The following is a 15,900-nucleotide window of genomic DNA, read 5'->3' on the forward strand; positions in this document are numbered from 1 at the left end:
TTTGAGGAAAACCTTCAGAGGACAAAAAATGCCTATCAGCAACGAACTTATTGACCAACTGCTTCAGGATTGCCACTCCCCTCAGGAGCTTCTGGGTGAATCAGGCCTACTCAAGGAGCTGACTAAAAGACTGGCGGAACGGGTTCTTCAAGCTGAGATGGAGATACACCTTGGGTATGCTAAGCATGACCCGGCTGGTAATAATTCAGGCAACTCCCGCAATGGCAAGACATCCAAGAGCGTACGTAAAACTAGTTGCTGAATAGAGACTTGCATTTTTTGTCAGGCTATTGAGAATAAAAAGAGGTTTAACTTAGAGAATAAAGGTTTGAAATGATCAACAAAGAGCGGTTGTTACGAGATAATCGTTTATGTAAAGCAATCATTGGATTATCAGTCGAAGAATTGAAAAATTTAGCCGCTGAATTTTCAGCTTGTTATTTGATTTATCGGAAAAAGAATCGAAAAGATCACGAGCGGCAGATGGGTGCAGGGCAGAAAGGATTTATCCCAACCCCATTAGATAAACTGCTTTTTATTTTATTGTATTTAAAATGTTATCCGACCTATGATTTGCAAGGACTTCTTTTTGGTTTAGATAGAACACGGGTATGTCGCTGGGTAAAAATATTATTGCCGGTTTTAGAGATGACCTTGGGGCGAGAATGTGTTTTGCCCGCTCGTCAAATTCGCTCTGCTGAGGAATTTTTTCGCGCCTTTCCTGGAGTTAAAGACGTCTTTATTGATGGGACAGAGCGACCTGTCCAAAAGCCTAAGAATCTGCGTCGGCGAAAAAAAATGTATTCGGGAAAGAAAAGACAGACCACTCGAAAAGGGCTTATTATGACTGACGAAACAAGGCAAATTGGATTTATCCCCATGAGCAAAAATGGGCGCGGTCACGATAAACGCTTACTCGATAAAGTCGATATAATTCGCCATATTCCTCCTGAGGTAACCATCTGGGCAGATACCGGTTTTCAAGGTATAGATAAACAGCATCCTAATACACAAATCCCAAAAAAAGGAACTCGAAAAAGACCTTTATCGCCTGAACAAAAACAAGAAAATAAAATAATCTCGGGCATCCGTATTACAGTTGAACACGCCATCGCGGGTATCAAGCGCCTCGGTTGCATGACCCAAATTTTACGGAATCGTAGACCCTTTATTGATGATACCTTCTTACTCCTTAGCGCCGGTCTTTGGAATTTCCATCTCAGAACAGCGTAAAATTTACTTCAATCACCGAAACACCCTTATTTCACTATTAAGCAACACGCTTGTAGCCAAAATGGGGCGCTCGAGCTCGATATTCCGCGCGACCGCAACAGTACCTTCGAGCCGACACTGATCGGTAAGCACGAAAAGCAGCTTAACGGCTTCGATGACCGCATTATTTCTCTCTATTCCAGAGGGCTATCAACCCGTGATATTCAGGCTCACTTTAAAGAAGTCTACGGGGTCGATGTTTCCGCTGGCTTCATTTCTCAAGTGACCAATGCCGTGATGGATTACGTTAAGCGCTGGCAGCAACGGCCGCTGGATGCGTTTTATCCCATTGTTTACCTTGACTGTATTGTGGTCAAAAGCCAGGACGGCGGAGCCGTGACCAACAAGTCTGTTTACTTGGCTCTAGGCATCAACGGCCAGGGCGAAAAAGAGCTGCTGGGGCTATGGATAGCCAAAACCGAGGGGGCCAAGCCCCATTCCCAGTCGAAACGCAACAAAACGGTAGGGCATTATGCCGCCTGTAAGTGCGTTAAAAATACCTCATTTGGAGAACGATAACCCAGCGATTTTCGGCCTCGCGTATTGAGCAGGTGTTCGAGTGCTGCAACCTTGCGATGGGTGACATAATTGAAGTCCGTTCCCTTCGGGTAAAAACGCCGTATCAGGCCGTTGGTATGCTCATTCAACCCGCGTTCCCAGGAATGATATGGCCGGGCAAAGTAGACCGGTGCCCCCGTGACTTTTGTAATTTCCCCGTGCTGGGAAAATTCAGAACCGTTGTCAGCAGTCAGGGTTTTAAACTCGCAGAAGGTATTGGCAACGATGTCCCTGAAGGCCGCTACCATTAAGCGTGTTGCTTAATAGTGAAATAAGGGTGTTTCGGTGATTGAAGTAAATTTTACGCTGTTCTGAGATGGAAATTCCAAAGACCGGCGCTAAGGAGTAAGAAGGTATCATCAATAAAGGGTCTACGATTCCGTAAAATTTGGGTCATGCAACCGAGGCGCTTGATACCCGCGATGGCGTGTTCAACTGTAATGCGGATGCCCGAGATTATTTTATTTTCTTGTTTTTGTTCAGGCGATAAAGGTCTTTTTCGAGTTCCTTTTTTTGGGATTTGTGTATTAGGATGCTGTTTATCTATACCTTGAAAACCGGTATCTGCCCAGATGGTTACCTCAGGAGGAATATGGCGAATTATATCGACTTTATCGAGTAAGCGTTTATCGTGACGGCGCCCATTTTTGCTCATGGGGATAAATCCAATTTGCCTTGTTTCGTCAGTCATAATAAGCCCTTTTCGAGTGGTCTGTCTTTTCTTTCCCGAATACATTTTTTTTCGCCGACGCAGATTCTTAGGCTTTTGGACAGGTCGCTCTGTCCCATCAATAAAGACGTCTTTAACTCCAGGAAAGGCGCGAAAAAATTCCTCAGCAGAGCGAATTTGACGAGCGGGCAAAACACATTCTCGCCCCAAGGTCATCTCTAAAACCGGCAATAATATTTTTACCCAGCGACATACCCGTGTTCTATCTAAACCAAAAAGAAGTCCTTGAAAATCATAGGTCGGATAACATTTTAAATACAATAAAATAAAAAGCAGTTTATCTAATGGGGTTGGGATAAATCCTTTCTGCCCTGCACCCATCTGCCGCTCGTGATCTTTTCGATTCCTTTTCCGATAAATCAAATCACAAGCTGAAAATTCAGCGGCTAAATTTTTCAATTCTTCGACTGATAATCCAATGATTGCTTTACATAAACGATTATCTCGTAACAACCGCTCTTTGTTGATCATTTCAAACCTTTATTCTCTAAGTTAAACCTCTTTTTATTCTCAATAGCCTGACAAAAAATGCAAGTCTCTATTCAGCAACTAGTTTACTGTCTCTGCTCGCTTGTTGGGCAGTTTGCGAATGATGACCAGCTTGACGGCTTTATCGACTACCGTCAGCAGGAATGATTTCTGATCTTTGCCAAAGATGGTGTCAATCTCGAAATGCCCGGGTTCCTGCTTGAGGTCAGCAACGGCCGGCCGCTGCTCAATGCCAACACGGTTGGGAATAGGACCGCGTTTGTTCTCATCGGTCTGATAGTTATACCGTTTACCCCGATGAGGGAGCTGCTGATACAGCTCACCGCCGGCCCGGCGCTCCTGCTGGATATAGCGATAGAGCGAGTTCTTGCTGACGGACAGGCCAAATTCCAGGACCAGGCGCCCACTGATGACCTCAGGTGAGGTGTGGGTAGACAGCGCCGTTCTGATAAAGTCCTGAATGTGCGGTTCAAGCTGGTTAATCACGCTGTCCGGCCGAGTTTTCTGCCGCCGCCCTCTGGCCAACGTTTCGGCCCTTCTGCAGGAATAGACCCCGTTGAAAGCGGCGTCGGTATTGCGTCTGAGTTCCCTGCTGATGGTAGAACGAGGAAGCTCCAGTTCCCGGGCGATGGTGGCCTGGTTAACCCCATCACCACGCCGTTTTTCGATGTAGAACCGCTCTTTGTGAGTCAGATGTTTTCCCTGCATGCAACGGGATCTCCAGTAGGGCCAGAACGGTGATTTTATCCGGGTCTGGCCAGTGGGTCACTTTGTTGCATTTCGACTGGGAATGGGGCGCTAAATGGACCCTACCAATCAGAGACTGGAAACCGGCTATGAGCCAATTCATGTTGATGTATGGAGATCGGATTTCCGGTTAAGCGATGGAGCCATTTACACGAAATTCTTTACAGACTCTAATTTGGAGGCTTTGCGTATGACATCAATCAACACGTGCATTTCACGTGCATATTTTTGTCTGTGTTGTGTCCGGTCTGTGTCAGGTCGCTGTCTTTAACTTGTTATTTTTAAAGGCTTTGTCCTATCACAGTCCTATCAAATGTGGTGGAGCTGGCGGGAGTTGAACCCGCGTCCGAAATTACTACACCGTCGGCACTACATGCTTAGTCTAGTCTTTACATTCGCCGGTTAGCTGCGAACAGACACGCCACTAACAAACTAGCCTGATTGGATTTAACGCATCAACCCCAGGCAGGGCATCCACGCGATCTCTTTTGGGTTTGACCTCTCTTGATCCCCGTCCTAAGAGCGGAGGCTAGGGAGAGAGGGCTCAGAGCAGGTTATTAAGCTGCTAAAGCGTAGTTTTCGTCGTTTGCGACTATTTTTTTGCGGCTTTTTACGAGGCAAACCGCCCCTCGGCATGCTCCTAAGGCTACACAATCCCGTCGAATCCAGAATCAGCCCCAAGTACTTCAGTAGTATAACAGAACCGTGACGCCCCAATCCACTGTTAGCGGTTGGCGTTTTTCATGATGCGTGCTTTGTCTGTTTGCCACTCGCGCTCTTTGATATCAGAACGTTTGTCGTGCTCTTTCTTACCTTTGGCAACGCCAATCTTTATTTTTGACCAGGCATTCTTCCAGTACAGCGAAAGCGCGACCACCGTGTAACCTTCACGATTAACCAGTCCGTAGAGTGAATCTAGCTCGCGCTTGTTCAGCAACAGTTTACGGGTGCGTGTAGGGTCACAAACCACGTGGCTTGATGAGGCCAGTAATGGCTGAAAGGTTGCACCAAACAGAAAAGCCTCACCACTGTGCAACAGTACATAGCTGTCGCTGATGTTGGCCTTACCTGCGCGTAGCGATTTAACTTCCCATCCTTGCAACGCCAATCCCGCTTCGAACTTTTCTTCAATGAAGTATTCGTGGCGAGCACGCTTGTTTTGCGCAATGGTGGCGGAGCCGGGTTTATAAGCTTTTTTCTTTGTCATAGTGTCGTCATTATACCGGATGTTAAGGGGAAAGACATCACTGCCGCATCAGTGAACGTACGTTAAGGAAGGGATGCGATCGTCGCCTCAGAATTTTTACCATCCGGGTCATCGGTGCTATTATTCCGCGCGTTTGAAGTTATACGGAAAAAACCATGCCCAAGATTAGTCGCTCTGCACTGGTGCCCTACAGCGCGCAACAAATGTACCAGTTAGTGAATGATGTCGCCTCCTATTCCCAGTTTTTGCCGGGTTGTACCGGGAGCCGCGTTATTGCTGCAAGCGCTGAAGAGATGACGGCCGCCGTCGATGTCTCTAAAGCTGGGATCAGCAAAACCTTTACCACGCGCAATACACTCACTGACAGTCAATGCATCAGTATGCAGTTGGTTGATGGTCCGTTCCGTCAACTGAGTGGCGATTGGCGCTTTATTCCTTTAAGTGCCGATGCTTGCAAGGTGGAACTGCATCTTGATTTCGAGTTCACCAATGCGTTGATCGAATTGGCCTTTGGCAAGGTGTTTAAAGAACTGGCAAGCAATATGGTGCAGGCCTTCACCCTGCGCGCCAAAGAGGTATACCGTGCCTGAAATCCGTGTCGATGTGGTATATGCACTGCCAGAACGGCAATATGTGCGGTCCGTGACGGTGGAAGAGGGCGCAACGGTGGAGCAGGCTATCATCGCCTCAGGGTTGCTGACATTGCGTACCGATATCGATTTACAGGTCAACAAAGTCGGGATCTTCAGTCGGGCGGCCCGTTTGACGGACGCAGTAACTGAGGGCGATCGTATAGAAATCTATCGCCCGTTGATTGCCGATCCTAAAGAATTACGCCGCCAGCGTGCGGAGCGTTCCAAAAAATAAGGCACATTCTGTGCCTTATTATGCGTGCATTGATCACCACACCACTGTCAATTCAGCGTCGGTTGATTTTTCACGTTGGTCAAAATGCCATCCTGGCTGAAGGTCAGCGTCAGCGTTTGCTGTTTTACCGCCTCATGCCCAGGTTGCTGAAGGAAAACGTAGAACCAGGTGTCACTGCCAAAGGGGTCTTGCATCATCGGCGTACCCAATGTGTAGGCAACCTGTTGCTTGGTCATACCGGTATGGATTTTTGCCACATCAGCCGGTGCCAGATAGTTCCCTTGATTGATATCTGGACTATAAACCAGTCTTTCCAGCGTAGAACAACCGGCGGTCAGCATAACAACCATCGCGGCGATGACGGTCAGCGTTTTACAGCGCATAGTAAATACATTCCTTAAGGGCATAGGTTGCCGATGATAATAGACCTTGCCTGTCTTGAAAACCGGCAAGGCGCTTGTATGACCACCGGAATGCAAAAAAGTTGATTATTTTTGCCTGAACGCCAACGGTTACAGCGGTAAAACGTACTTAATTAGTCATGGTTCGCGATGTCTGCTGCGGTTTTTACGCAGCCAGTAACTCTTTGGCGTTCGCTAATGTGTTTTTGGTGACTGCGCTGCCCCCCAACAAACGAGCCAACTCTTGCAGCCGTGCGCGTTTATCCAGCGGTTGCATCAGCGTTTCAGTAGCAGCACCGTCGGTATGTTTGCTGACAAAGAAGTGTTGGTGACCGCATCCGGCAACTTGCGGTAGGTGTGTCACACACATCACCTGCGTGGATGTGCCGAGTTGACGCAGCATTTTGCCGACAATTGCGGCGGTCGGGCCACTGATGCCCACATCCACTTCGTCGAAAATCAGCGCTGGGGTATCCATTTTACGGGCTGTGATCACTTGAATAATCAATGCGATGCGGGATAGCTCGCCGCCGGAGGCGATCTTCGCCAGAGCCTGATGCGGTTGACCGGGGTTAGTCGTGACCAGAAATGCGATGCTGTCTGCACCATAGGCTGTCAGGCGTTCTGGCGAAAATTCCACTTCGATGGAGAAGTGGCCGTGCGGCATGGCGAGTTCATGCATCTGTGCCGTAATCAACTGAGACAGTTCATGCGCATGGTGTTGACGGCGGGTATGTAACTGCTCCGCTGCGTGCAGTGCCTGTTGGTGATATTCGCTGACGGCCAGACTGAGTGTGGCGTGATTGCTCTCTTGTTCTGCCAGTTGCTGCTGTTCATCCAACAGTTGCTGATATAATGCTGGCAGGTTTTCCGGGGCAACGTGATGTTTCCGCGCCAGCGCCATTTGCCGTGACAAGCGCTGCTCCAGCTCATAGAGTCGGGTAGGATCGAGATCCGTTTGTTCGCTGTAGTGGCGCAACTCCTCACTGGCTTCACTGATCTGAATACTGGCTTCTTCCAGCATATTCAGTACGCTACCCAGTTTTTCATCCAGGGTAACAAGTTCGCCGAGCTGGTGTTTTGCGCTGTGGAGCATGCTCATGATGTTCTGATCGTCGTTTTCGCTGAGCAGCTGCAATGCATACTGGCTGAGCGACAGCAGTTGGCCGCTGTTAGCCAGCCGTTTGTATTCGATGTCAATTTGCTCGTACTCGCCGGGCTGTGGGGCAAATTCTTTCAGCTCTTTGAGTTGGTATTGCAACAGTTCACGTCGTGCTTCACGTTCAATATTCGCTTGTTGCAACTGTGCCAGATCGCGGCAGCTTTGGTGCCACTGTTGCCAGATTTGTTGCATGGCAGTAAGCAGTTGCGGTTCGTCTGCGTAGGCATCCAGCAGATGACGTTGATGTTCAGGTTTGAGCAGCAACTGGTGAGCGTGCTGTCCATGAAATTGGATCAGGTGCTGGCCGAGCTCACGTAACTGCGATAATGGCACGGCGGTGCCGTTGATAAATCCGCGTGAGCGCCCGTCTGCACTGATCACGCGGCGCAGCAGGCACTCGTTGCTGTCATCGAGTTGGTTTTGCTCCAGCCATGCGCGTGCCGCAGGGGTGTCGCTGAGGGCGAAACGGGCACATATATCAGCGCGCTGTGCGCCGAGACGCACCATGCTGGCGTCAGAGCGGTTGCCCAGACACAGGCCCAATGCATCAATCGCAATGGATTTGCCCGCGCCGGTTTCGCCGGTGATAACGCTCATCCCTGATTGAAAATCAATTTCTAACTCACGTACGATTGCTAAATGACTGATAGTGAGCTGCGCCAGCATGAATCACCTTCCTGTATGTAACAACAGACTATAATTGCATACAGTATAATGCAGTTTTTTAACCAGTAAAGTGGCCAGCGCGAAATTTTAAAATAATTTTTTCGACCACCCTAATTTTGTGCTTAGCGTATTGAAATAGCTGTAGTTTTTTGGGTGTATCAAATTTAACGAGTATCGGCTGCGGGTAATCAGTACCTCTTCCCCTTCCTGTACTGGCAGGGTTATCTGACTGTCACAACTCAACTCCAGATCGTGGGTGATATGAGAAAATTTCAAACGGATGGTGCTGCTGCTGTTTATCACCAGTGGGCGCGCTGAAAGCGTATGGGGAAACATTGGTACCAGTGCGATGGCATCCAGTGTCGGTGTCAGGATCGGGCCGCCACCGGAAAGCGAGTATGCGGTGGAACCGGTAGGCGTTGAGATAATCAGGCCGTCCGAACGTTGGGAAAAGGCGAAACGATCGTCAATATAGACTTCAAACTCGATCATATGGGCGACTTTTCCGGGATGCAGTACCACTTCATTGATCGCCGTGCTGGTGCTGTCTGGTTGATTACGACGGCAGACGTGCGCTTCCAGCATAAAACGCCGTTCGCTCAGGTAGCGTCCTTCCAGCACCTCGGTAAGCTGCTGCTGCGCCTGATCGGGATCGAGATCGGTCAGGAAACCGAGATTTCCCCGGTTGACGCCAATCACATCAATGTCATAGCGAGAGAGCACGCGACCGGCACCCAACATGTTGCCATCGCCGCCTAACACCACGGCCAAATCGGCTTGCAGGCCGATCTCCGCCAGACTGCCAGTTAGCGCGTCGGGCAAGTTTAGCTCGTGGGCGATATGCTGCTCGAGCATCACTTGGTAGCCCTTGCCGTGCAACCAGTGATACAACATCTCATGTGTCGCCAGTGCCGTGGGGTGGCGCGGCTGGCCCACAATGCCAATGCAATTGAACTGTTTCGTCATCGTTATGCTTTTCCTTACCCTGAGCCGCCCGGTATCACTAAATCTGTCGGTATATGTGACTACTTCTCTTGAATCCCCGGTTTTGATCCCCATAATAAGCGAACAAGCGAGATGAATGCTAAAACCGCGGAGAATTTCATGAGTAGTAAAGAACAGAAGTCGCCTGACGAGCAAGTCGTAGATCAAATGGAAGCGGCACAGGGGCAACATGCGGAAGTGGAACCTGCAACGACAGACGTCGCCGATCCGCGTGATGAACGTATTGCCGAATTGGAAGCGCAACTGAACGAACTACAGCAGCGTGAGCACGATACTGTGCTGCGCGCGCGTGCCGAAATGGACAATATCCGCCGTCGCGCTGAAATGGATGTGGAAAAAGCGCACAAATTTGCGCTTGAAAAATTTGCGGGTGAAATGCTGCCCGTGATTGATAACCTCGAACGTTCACTGGATGCCGCCGATCGCAGTAATGCGTCCCTTGCCTCGTTGATCGAGGGGGTGGAACTGACGCTGAAATCGTTGCTGGATGCCGTGCGCAAGTTTGGTATCGAGGTGGTGGGTGACGTGAACGTGCCGTTTAACCCGGAAGTGCACCAGGCCATGACCATGCTGGAATCGGCCGACCATGCGCCTAATTCCGTAATGATGGTGATGCAAAAAGGTTACACCCTGAACGGCCGCTTGCTGCGTCCCGCTATGGTCGCCGTTTCCAAAGCGAAGGGCTGATTTCCCTGAGCGACCCGCGTGTGCCGTGAAGGCAGGCGTAACAAATTGAAATCAATAAAAACCCCAAGTGACTTTACCTTGGGGTTTTTTGTTTATATTTTGTTAACAATATGGCGCATATCACATTTCCAGCGATGTGCGCGTGCTGGGGCGGTGATAGCAGAGAGGTGATCGTGAACCTACTAGGCTATACGTATATCCCTGCTAAATATGTTGGTTTTGGCTATTGCAGCAATCCGTTTTACCACTCTAAATTCACTTGATAATCATTATCATCCATGACGGAGTGAATCATTATAGAGGTAATAAAGGGTCATTAAACTAGTTGCTGAATAGAGACTTGCATTTTTTGTCAGGCTATTGAGAATAAAAAGAGGTTTAACTTAGAGAATAAAGGTTTGAAATGATCAACAAAGAGCGGTTGTTACGAGATAATCGTTTATGTAAAGCAATCATTGGATTATCAGTCGAAGAATTGAAAAATTTAGCCGCTGAATTTTCAGCTTGTTATTTGATTTATCGGAAAAAGAATCGAAAAGATCACGAGCGGCAGATGGGTGCAGGGCAGAAAGGATTTATCCCAACCCCATTAGATAAACTGCTTTTTATTTTATTGTATTTAAAATGTTATCCGACCTATGATTTGCAAGGACTTCTTCTTGGTTTAGATAGAACACGGGTATGTCGCTGGGTAAAAATATTATTGCCGGTTTTAGAGATGACCTTGGGGCGAGAATGTGTTTTGCCCGCTCGTCAAATTCGCTCTGCTGAGGAATTTTTTCGCGCCTTTCCTGGAGTTAAAGACGTCTTTATTGATGGGACAGAGCGACCTGTCCAAAAGCCTAAGAATCTGCGTCGGCGAAAAAAAATGTATTCGGGAAAGAAAAGACAGACCACTCGAAAAGGGCTTGTTATGACTGACGAAACAAGGCAAATTGGATTTATCCCCATGAGCAAAAATGTGCGCCGTCACGATAAACGCTTACTCGATAAAGTCGATATAATTCGCCATATTCCTCCTGAGGTAACCATCTGGGCAGATACCGGTTTTCAAGGTATAGATAAACAGCATCCTAATACACAAATCCCAAAAAAAGGAACTGAGTCTGTAAAGAATTTTGTGTAAATGGCTCCATTGCTTAACCGGAGATTCGTTCTCCATACATCAACATGAATTGGCTCATAGCAGGTTTCCAGTCTCTGATTGGCAAGGTCCATTTAGCAGAGATATTATGCAAGGCTAGATAGAGTAATTTTATCACCGAGTCATCCGTTGGAAATATTCGTCGCGTTTTCGTTATCTTGCGCAATGAAGCATTTAACGACTCTATCGCGTTGGTGGTGTAGATAACCTTGCGGATCTCCGGCGGAAAGTCAAAAATGACGATGAGACGTTCCCAATTATTTCTCCACGACGGGCTGATCGTCGGGAACTGTTCATCCCATTTGGCCGCGAAGGCATCCAGGGCCTCTTCAGCGCCCTCTAGCGTTGCGGAACTATAGATGGTGCGCAGGTCAGCAGCAACGGCCTTACGCTCTTTCCAGCCGACGTAGCGCAGCGAGTTCCGCACCTGATGCACAATGCAGAGCTGTACCCGCGTATGCGGGTAAACAGCTTCAATGGCATCAGGAAAGCCTTTCAGGCCATCGCAGCAGGCGACGAAGATGTCCTTTAGCCCACGATTTTTCAGTTCTGTCATCACAGATAACCAGAACTTGGCCCCCTCAGTTTTGGCTATCCATAGCCCCAGCAGCTCTTTTTCGCCCTGGCCGTTGACGCCGAGGGCCAGATAAACAGACTTGTTGGCCACGGCTCCGCCGTCCTGGCTTTTGACAACAATACAGTCAAGGTAAACAATGGGATAAAGCGCATCCAGCGGCCGTTGCTGCCAGCGCTTAACTTCATCCATCACAGCATTGGTCACTTGAGAAATGAAGCCAGCGGAAACATCGACCCCGTAGACTTCTTTAAAGTGTGCCTGAATATCACGGGTTGATAACCCTCTGGAATAGAGAGAAATAATGCGGTCATCGAAGCCGTTAATCTGTTTTTCGTGCTTACCGATCAGTGTCGGCTCGAAGGTACTGTTGCGGTCGCGCGGAATATCGAGCTCGATCTCCCCATTTTGGCTACGTACGCTCTTGGATGTCTTGCCATTGCGGGAGTTGCCTGAATGATTACCTGCCGGGTCATGCTTAGCATACCCAAGGTGCATCTCCATCTCAGCTTCAAGAACCCGTTCCGCCAGTCTTTTAGTCAGCACCTTGAGTAGGCCTGATTCACCCAGCAGATCCTGAGGGGAGTGACAATCTTGAAGCAGTTGGTCAATAAGTTCGTTGCTGATAGGCATTTTGTTATCCTTTGAAGGTTTTTCTCAAAATGCCATTTACACAGATTATTTTACAGTCTCTTTATCCCAACCCCATTAGATAAACTGCTTTTTATTTTATTGTATTTAAAATGTTATCCGACCTATGATTTGCAAGGACTTCTTTTTGGTTTAGATAGAACACGGGTATGTCGCTGGGTAAAAATATTATTGCCGGTTTTAGAGATGACCTTGGGGCGAGAATGTGTTTTGCCCGCTCGTCAAATTCGCTCTGCTGAGGAATTTTTTCGCGCCTTTCCTGGAGTTAAAGACGTCTTTATTGATGGGACAGAGCGACCTGTCCAAAAGCCTAAGAATCTGCGTCGGCGAAAAAAAATGTATTCGGGAAAGAAAAGACAGACCACTCGAAAAGGGCTTATTATGACTGACGAAACAAGGCAAATTGGATTTATCCCCATGAGCAAAAATGGGCGCCGTCACGATAAACGCTTACTCGATAAAGTCGATATAATTCGCCATATTCCTCCTGAGGTAACCATCTGGGCAGATACCGGTTTTCAAGGTATAGATAAACAGCATCCTAATACACAAATCCCAAAAAAAGGAACTCGAAAAAGACCTTTATCGCCTGAACAAAAACAAGAAAATAAAATAATCTCGGGCATCCGTATTACAGTTGAACACGCCATCGCGGGTATCAAGCGCCTCGGTTGCATGACCCAAATTTTACGGAATCGTAGACCCTTTATTGATGATACCTTCTTACTCCTTAGCGCCGGTCTTTGGAATTTCCATCTCAGAACAGCATAAAATTTACTTCAATCACCGAAACACCCTTATTTCACTATTAAGCAACACGCTTAATCTCAAGCACTGGCGATACTGGGCGCGTTGCGCACCGGTGCTATCGATATTATCGCCACCAGTGCCTCGAACATCCGCACCATCCTCAATATGACCCAATAGGGTTCTTTCTTCTGCCGGGCAGCAGCGTTTCGCTGTCCGGTATCTGAATGATTTATCACCTCTTTTAGTTGATTTTTACGTCTATCTTTTGCCCGCAGGTTAGCAATACGTTATCCAGTTCGTGGCTTTGTTGAATAATTTAACCGTTTGATTTACATCTTCTTTAGTTAGAATGCATTTACAGAGAATGTATTTTGTTAGAACGACAAATCAAATAGTTAGCACAATAAAAAGCATTCCGAGAGGAAAAATTAGTCGTTGAAATTTTATAATGCTTATATAAATCAGTATCTTAAATTATTCAACAAAGCCCCAGTTCGTGATAACGTGACATTATGCGCAAAAAACAAGCAGATAAATTAACTATATTAACCTGCATTCACTATCGGTTTTTGCCATGCTCCAAGGTTATATAAGCAGTAATGATTGAACTTCTTACGGCGTTCACCTCTCCTTGTCTGCTTGGGATAGACTCGCCGCCCTACGTCACGACAACAAAAGCCTATAAGGGATGCAACAATGGATGAACAACTCAAACAGAGCGCATTGGATTTCCACCAGTATCCGGTGCCGGGGAAGATTCAGGTGTCCCCTACCAAACCGCTAGCGACCCAACGCGATTTGGCGTTGGCCTACTCTCCGGGCGTTGCTGCACCTTGTCTTGAAATCGCCGAAGATCCGCTGGCTGCCTACAAATACACCGCACGCGGCAATCTGGTCGCGGTGATCTCCAACGGAACCGCGGTGCTTGGCCTCGGTAACATTGGTGCGCTGGCCGGCAAGCCGGTAATGGAAGGCAAGGGTGTTCTCTTTAAAAAATTCTCCGGCGTCGATGTGTTCGATATCGAAGTGGACGAACTGGACCCGGATAAACTGATCGACGTGATTGCCGCGTTGGAGCCGACGTTTGGTGGCATCAACCTGGAAGATATCAAAGCGCCAGAGTGCTTCTATATCGAGAAGAAACTGCGTGAACGCATGAAGATTCCGGTGTTCCATGACGATCAGCACGGCACGGCGATCATCTGTACTGCGGCCGTATTGAACGGCCTGCGCGTGGTGGAGAAAAACATCTCTGACGTGCGTCTGGTGGTTTCCGGCGCGGGGGCTGCCTCCATTGCCTGCCTGAATTTGTTGGTGGCGCTGGGGCTGAAGAAACACAACATCGTGGTGTGTGACTCACGCGGCGTGATCTACAAAAGTCGTGACGCCAACATGGAAGAGAATAAGGCGATTTACGCGGTGGAAGACACCGGTGCGCGCAAACTGGGTGACGTTGTCCCTAATGCCGATATCTTCCTGGGCTGCTCCGGCCCTGGCGTACTGACGCAGGATATGTTGAAAACCATGGCTCCGCGTCCGCTTATCATGGCGCTGGCAAACCCAGAGCCGGAGATTCTGCCGCCGTTGGCCAAAGCGGTACGCCCTGACGCCATTATCTGTACCGGACGTTCTGACTATCCGAATCAGGTGAATAACGTGCTGTGCTTCCCGTTTATTTTCCGTGGCGCACTGGATGTCGGTGCAACCACCATCAACGAAGAGATGAAGCTGGCGTGTGTGAAGGCCATTGCTGATTTGGCACTGGCGGAACAGAGTGAAGTGGTGGCTTCGGCGTATGGTGATCAGGAATTGTCATTTGGCCCTGAATACCTGATCCCGAAACCTTTCGATCCGCGTTTGATCATCAAGATTGCGCCTGCGGTAGCAAAAGCAGCGATGGATTCAGGGGTAGCGACGCGTCCTATCGCCGACTTTGATGCCTATATCGAGAAACTGACGCAGTTTGTCTATAAAACCAACCTGTTTATGAAGCCGATATTCTCTCAGGCACGCCAGCAGCCGAAACGCGTGGTGTTTGCCGAAGGGGAATATCCGCGTGTGCTGCACGCCACGCAAGAGTTGGTGACGCTGGGGCTGGCTTTCCCCATTCTGATCGGTCGTCCCGGCGTTATTGAGAAGCGTCTGCAAAAACTCGGCCTGCAAATCACCATCGGTAAAGATTTTGAGGTGGTGAACAACGAATCCGATCCACGCTTCAAGGAATACTGGTCGGAATATTACGCGTTGATGAAACGCCGTGGCGTTTCGCAGGAAACCGCGCAGCGCGAAGTGATTCGCAACCCGACGGTTATTGCTGCCATCATGGTGCAACGCGGTGAAGCGGATGCGATGATTTGCGGCACCATCGGCACCTATGAAGAGCATTTCGAGGTGGTTGAGAAGGTGCTGGGTTACCGCGAAGGGGTACACGTGGCGGGGGCCATGAATGCCCTGTTGCTGCCGAGCGGCAATACCTTTATTGCTGACACCTATGTCAACCCAGACCCCACGCCAGAGCAACTGGCGGAAATCACGTTGATGGCTGCACACACCGTGCGTCGTTTTGGTATCGAGCCAAAAGTCGCGTTGTTGTCGCATTCCAACTTTGGCACCTCGAACTCGCCTACCGCACGCAAAATGCGTGAGGCGCTGGCGTTGATCAACAGGCTGGCTCCGGAGTTGGAAGTGGACGGTGAGATGCACGGCGATGCGGCGCTGGTGGAAGCGATTCGTCGTGAGCAAATGCCGGACAGCCCGTTAAAAGGCTCGGCCAATATCCTCATCATGCCGAACATGGAAGCGGCACGTATCAGCTATAACCTGCTGCGCGTTTCCTCGTCTGAAGGGGTGACGGTTGGACCGGTGCTGATGGGCGTTGCCAAACCGGTGCATATCCTGACGCCGATCGCTTCGGTACGGCGTATCGTCAACATGGTGGCGCTGGCCGTGGTGGAAGCGCAGACTCAGCCGCTGTAACGACATTTGCATTG

The 15,900-nt window shown here is 48.9% G+C and carries 14 protein-coding genes, 1 other RNA gene and 4 pseudogenes; 10 read left to right on the forward strand and 9 right to left on the reverse strand.

Annotation, left to right across the window (positions count from 1 at the left end; translation table 11 throughout):
* Positions 1–28 precede the first annotated feature (28 nt).
* The 3 genes and pseudogenes from ACQGXV_RS18865 to ACQGXV_RS18875 all read left to right on the forward strand — a co-directional run.
* A pseudogene (locus ACQGXV_RS18865) lies at positions 29–247 on the forward strand (transposase); the annotation flags it as partial.
* A gap of 86 nt (positions 248–333) precedes the next feature.
* A complete protein-coding gene (locus tag ACQGXV_RS18870) occupies positions 334–1,233 on the forward strand; it encodes a transposase family protein (protein ID WP_440862705.1) in 900 nt (299 codons plus the stop codon).
* A gap of 63 nt (positions 1,234–1,296) precedes the next feature.
* Positions 1,297–1,704 (forward strand): annotated as a pseudogene (locus ACQGXV_RS18875) (IS256 family transposase); the annotation flags it as partial.
* A 38-nt stretch (positions 1,705–1,742) separates the two neighbouring features.
* Here the strand turns inward: ACQGXV_RS18875 and ACQGXV_RS18880 are convergent.
* From ACQGXV_RS18880 to smpB, 5 genes and pseudogenes are all read right to left on the reverse strand, one after another.
* Positions 1,743–2,030 (reverse strand): annotated as a pseudogene (locus tag ACQGXV_RS18880) (IS30 family transposase); the annotation flags it as partial.
* Positions 2,031–2,131: 101 nt separating this feature from the next.
* Positions 2,132–3,031: a transposase family protein gene (locus ACQGXV_RS18885; RefSeq protein ID WP_440862706.1), complete on the reverse strand. Its 900-nt coding sequence runs from the start codon at positions 3,029–3,031 to the stop codon at positions 2,132–2,134.
* A gap of 78 nt (positions 3,032–3,109) precedes the next feature.
* Complete coding sequence (locus tag ACQGXV_RS18890; RefSeq protein WP_440862707.1) at positions 3,110–3,757, reverse strand: IS30 family transposase; 648 nt, start codon at positions 3,755–3,757, stop codon at positions 3,110–3,112.
* 355 nt (positions 3,758–4,112) lie between these two features.
* Positions 4,113–4,475, reverse strand: a transfer-messenger RNA (tmRNA) gene (gene ssrA / locus ACQGXV_RS18895).
* 45 nt (positions 4,476–4,520) lie between these two features.
* Positions 4,521–5,003 carry an SsrA-binding protein SmpB gene (smpB, locus tag ACQGXV_RS18900; RefSeq protein ID WP_440862708.1) on the reverse strand — a complete coding sequence of 161 codons (483 nt, stop codon included), beginning with the start codon at positions 5,001–5,003 and terminating at the stop codon, positions 4,521–4,523.
* Positions 5,004–5,158: 155 nt separating this feature from the next.
* Between smpB and ACQGXV_RS18905 the strand changes: the two genes are divergently transcribed.
* Both ACQGXV_RS18905 and ACQGXV_RS18910 read left to right on the forward strand, forming a co-directional pair.
* On the forward strand, positions 5,159–5,593 hold the full coding sequence (locus ACQGXV_RS18905; protein WP_222159659.1) for a type II toxin-antitoxin system RatA family toxin: 435 nt from the start codon (positions 5,159–5,161) through the stop codon (positions 5,591–5,593).
* The gene (locus tag ACQGXV_RS18910; RefSeq protein ID WP_440862709.1) at positions 5,586–5,870 is read left to right on the forward strand and encodes an RnfH family protein; all 285 of its coding nucleotides are present in this window, start codon (positions 5,586–5,588) and stop codon (positions 5,868–5,870) included. Before ACQGXV_RS18905 ends, ACQGXV_RS18910 begins: the two co-directional genes overlap by 8 nt.
* 47 nt (positions 5,871–5,917) lie before the next feature.
* Here ACQGXV_RS18910 and bamE read toward each other — a convergent pair whose 3' ends face one another.
* The 3 genes from bamE to nadK form a co-directional block, all read right to left on the reverse strand.
* On the reverse strand, positions 5,918–6,253 hold the full coding sequence (bamE, locus tag ACQGXV_RS18915; protein ID WP_440862710.1) for an outer membrane protein assembly factor BamE: 336 nt from the start codon (positions 6,251–6,253) through the stop codon (positions 5,918–5,920).
* 184 nt (positions 6,254–6,437) lie between these two features.
* Positions 6,438–8,099, reverse strand: a complete 1,662-nt coding sequence (gene recN, locus ACQGXV_RS18920) for a DNA repair protein RecN (protein WP_440862711.1) — start codon at positions 8,097–8,099, stop codon at positions 6,438–6,440.
* 87 nt (positions 8,100–8,186) lie between these two features.
* Positions 8,187–9,065, reverse strand: coding sequence for an NAD(+) kinase (nadK, locus tag ACQGXV_RS18925; protein WP_440862712.1), 879 nt, complete (start codon positions 9,063–9,065; stop codon positions 8,187–8,189).
* 138 nt (positions 9,066–9,203) lie between these two features.
* Between nadK and grpE the strand changes: the two genes are divergently transcribed.
* Positions 9,204–9,791, forward strand: a complete 588-nt coding sequence (grpE, locus tag ACQGXV_RS18930; RefSeq protein WP_440867508.1) for a nucleotide exchange factor GrpE — start codon at positions 9,204–9,206, stop codon at positions 9,789–9,791.
* A gap of 403 nt (positions 9,792–10,194) precedes the next feature.
* Complete coding sequence (locus tag ACQGXV_RS18935) at positions 10,195–10,917, forward strand: transposase family protein (RefSeq protein ID WP_440862713.1); 723 nt, start codon at positions 10,195–10,197, stop codon at positions 10,915–10,917.
* Between the two features lie 13 nt (positions 10,918–10,930).
* On the opposite strand, the gene ACQGXV_RS18940 is transcribed toward ACQGXV_RS18935, so the two are convergent.
* Positions 10,931–12,142: an IS256 family transposase gene (locus ACQGXV_RS18940; protein WP_440862714.1), complete on the reverse strand. Its 1,212-nt coding sequence runs from the start codon at positions 12,140–12,142 to the stop codon at positions 10,931–10,933.
* Positions 12,143–12,226: 84 nt separating this feature from the next.
* Here ACQGXV_RS18940 and ACQGXV_RS18945 point away from each other — a divergent pair, with 84 nt between their 5' ends.
* The 3 genes and pseudogenes from ACQGXV_RS18945 (at position 12,227) to maeB (ending at position 15,886) form a co-directional block, all read left to right on the forward strand.
* A complete protein-coding gene (locus ACQGXV_RS18945; protein WP_440867509.1) occupies positions 12,227–12,931 on the forward strand; it encodes a transposase family protein in 705 nt (234 codons plus the stop codon).
* 54 nt (positions 12,932–12,985) lie between these two features.
* Positions 12,986–13,087 (forward strand): annotated as a pseudogene (locus ACQGXV_RS18950) (sugar-binding transcriptional regulator); the annotation flags it as partial.
* Positions 13,088–13,606: 519 nt separating this feature from the next.
* Positions 13,607–15,886: an NADP-dependent oxaloacetate-decarboxylating malate dehydrogenase gene (maeB, locus tag ACQGXV_RS18955; protein WP_440862715.1), complete on the forward strand. Its 2,280-nt coding sequence runs from the start codon at positions 13,607–13,609 to the stop codon at positions 15,884–15,886.
* Positions 15,887–15,900 lie beyond the last annotated feature (14 nt).

Origin of the sequence: Symbiopectobacterium purcellii (assembly GCF_052050035.1) — a bacterium.
Taxonomy (GTDB): domain Bacteria; phylum Pseudomonadota; class Gammaproteobacteria; order Enterobacterales; family Enterobacteriaceae; genus Symbiopectobacterium; species Symbiopectobacterium purcellii_A.

What these genes read in the sequence shown, in the direction of transcription:
- grpE (WP_440867508.1), top strand. Translation starts at nt 9,204, where the DNA reads ATGAGTAGTAAAGAACAGAAGTCGCCTGACGAGCAAGTCGTAGATCAA.
- ACQGXV_RS18890 (WP_440862707.1), bottom strand. Translation starts at nt 3,757, where the DNA reads ATGCAGGGAAAACATCTGACTCACAAAGAGCGGTTCTACATCGAAAAA.
- smpB (WP_440862708.1), bottom strand. Translation starts at nt 5,003, where the DNA reads ATGACAAAGAAAAAAGCTTATAAACCCGGCTCCGCCACCATTGCGCAA.
- ACQGXV_RS18935 (WP_440862713.1), top strand. Translation starts at nt 10,195, where the DNA reads ATGATCAACAAAGAGCGGTTGTTACGAGATAATCGTTTATGTAAAGCA.
- recN (WP_440862711.1), bottom strand. Translation starts at nt 8,099, where the DNA reads ATGCTGGCGCAGCTCACTATCAGTCATTTAGCAATCGTACGTGAGTTA.
- ACQGXV_RS18940 (WP_440862714.1), bottom strand. Translation starts at nt 12,142, where the DNA reads ATGCCTATCAGCAACGAACTTATTGACCAACTGCTTCAAGATTGTCAC.
- ACQGXV_RS18885 (WP_440862706.1), bottom strand. Translation starts at nt 3,031, where the DNA reads ATGATCAACAAAGAGCGGTTGTTACGAGATAATCGTTTATGTAAAGCA.
- bamE (WP_440862710.1), bottom strand. Translation starts at nt 6,253, where the DNA reads ATGCGCTGTAAAACGCTGACCGTCATCGCCGCGATGGTTGTTATGCTG.
- ACQGXV_RS18870 (WP_440862705.1), top strand. Translation starts at nt 334, where the DNA reads ATGATCAACAAAGAGCGGTTGTTACGAGATAATCGTTTATGTAAAGCA.
- nadK (WP_440862712.1), bottom strand. Translation starts at nt 9,065, where the DNA reads ATGACGAAACAGTTCAATTGCATTGGCATTGTGGGCCAGCCGCGCCAC.
- ACQGXV_RS18905 (WP_222159659.1), top strand. Translation starts at nt 5,159, where the DNA reads ATGCCCAAGATTAGTCGCTCTGCACTGGTGCCCTACAGCGCGCAACAA.
- maeB (WP_440862715.1), top strand. Translation starts at nt 13,607, where the DNA reads ATGGATGAACAACTCAAACAGAGCGCATTGGATTTCCACCAGTATCCG.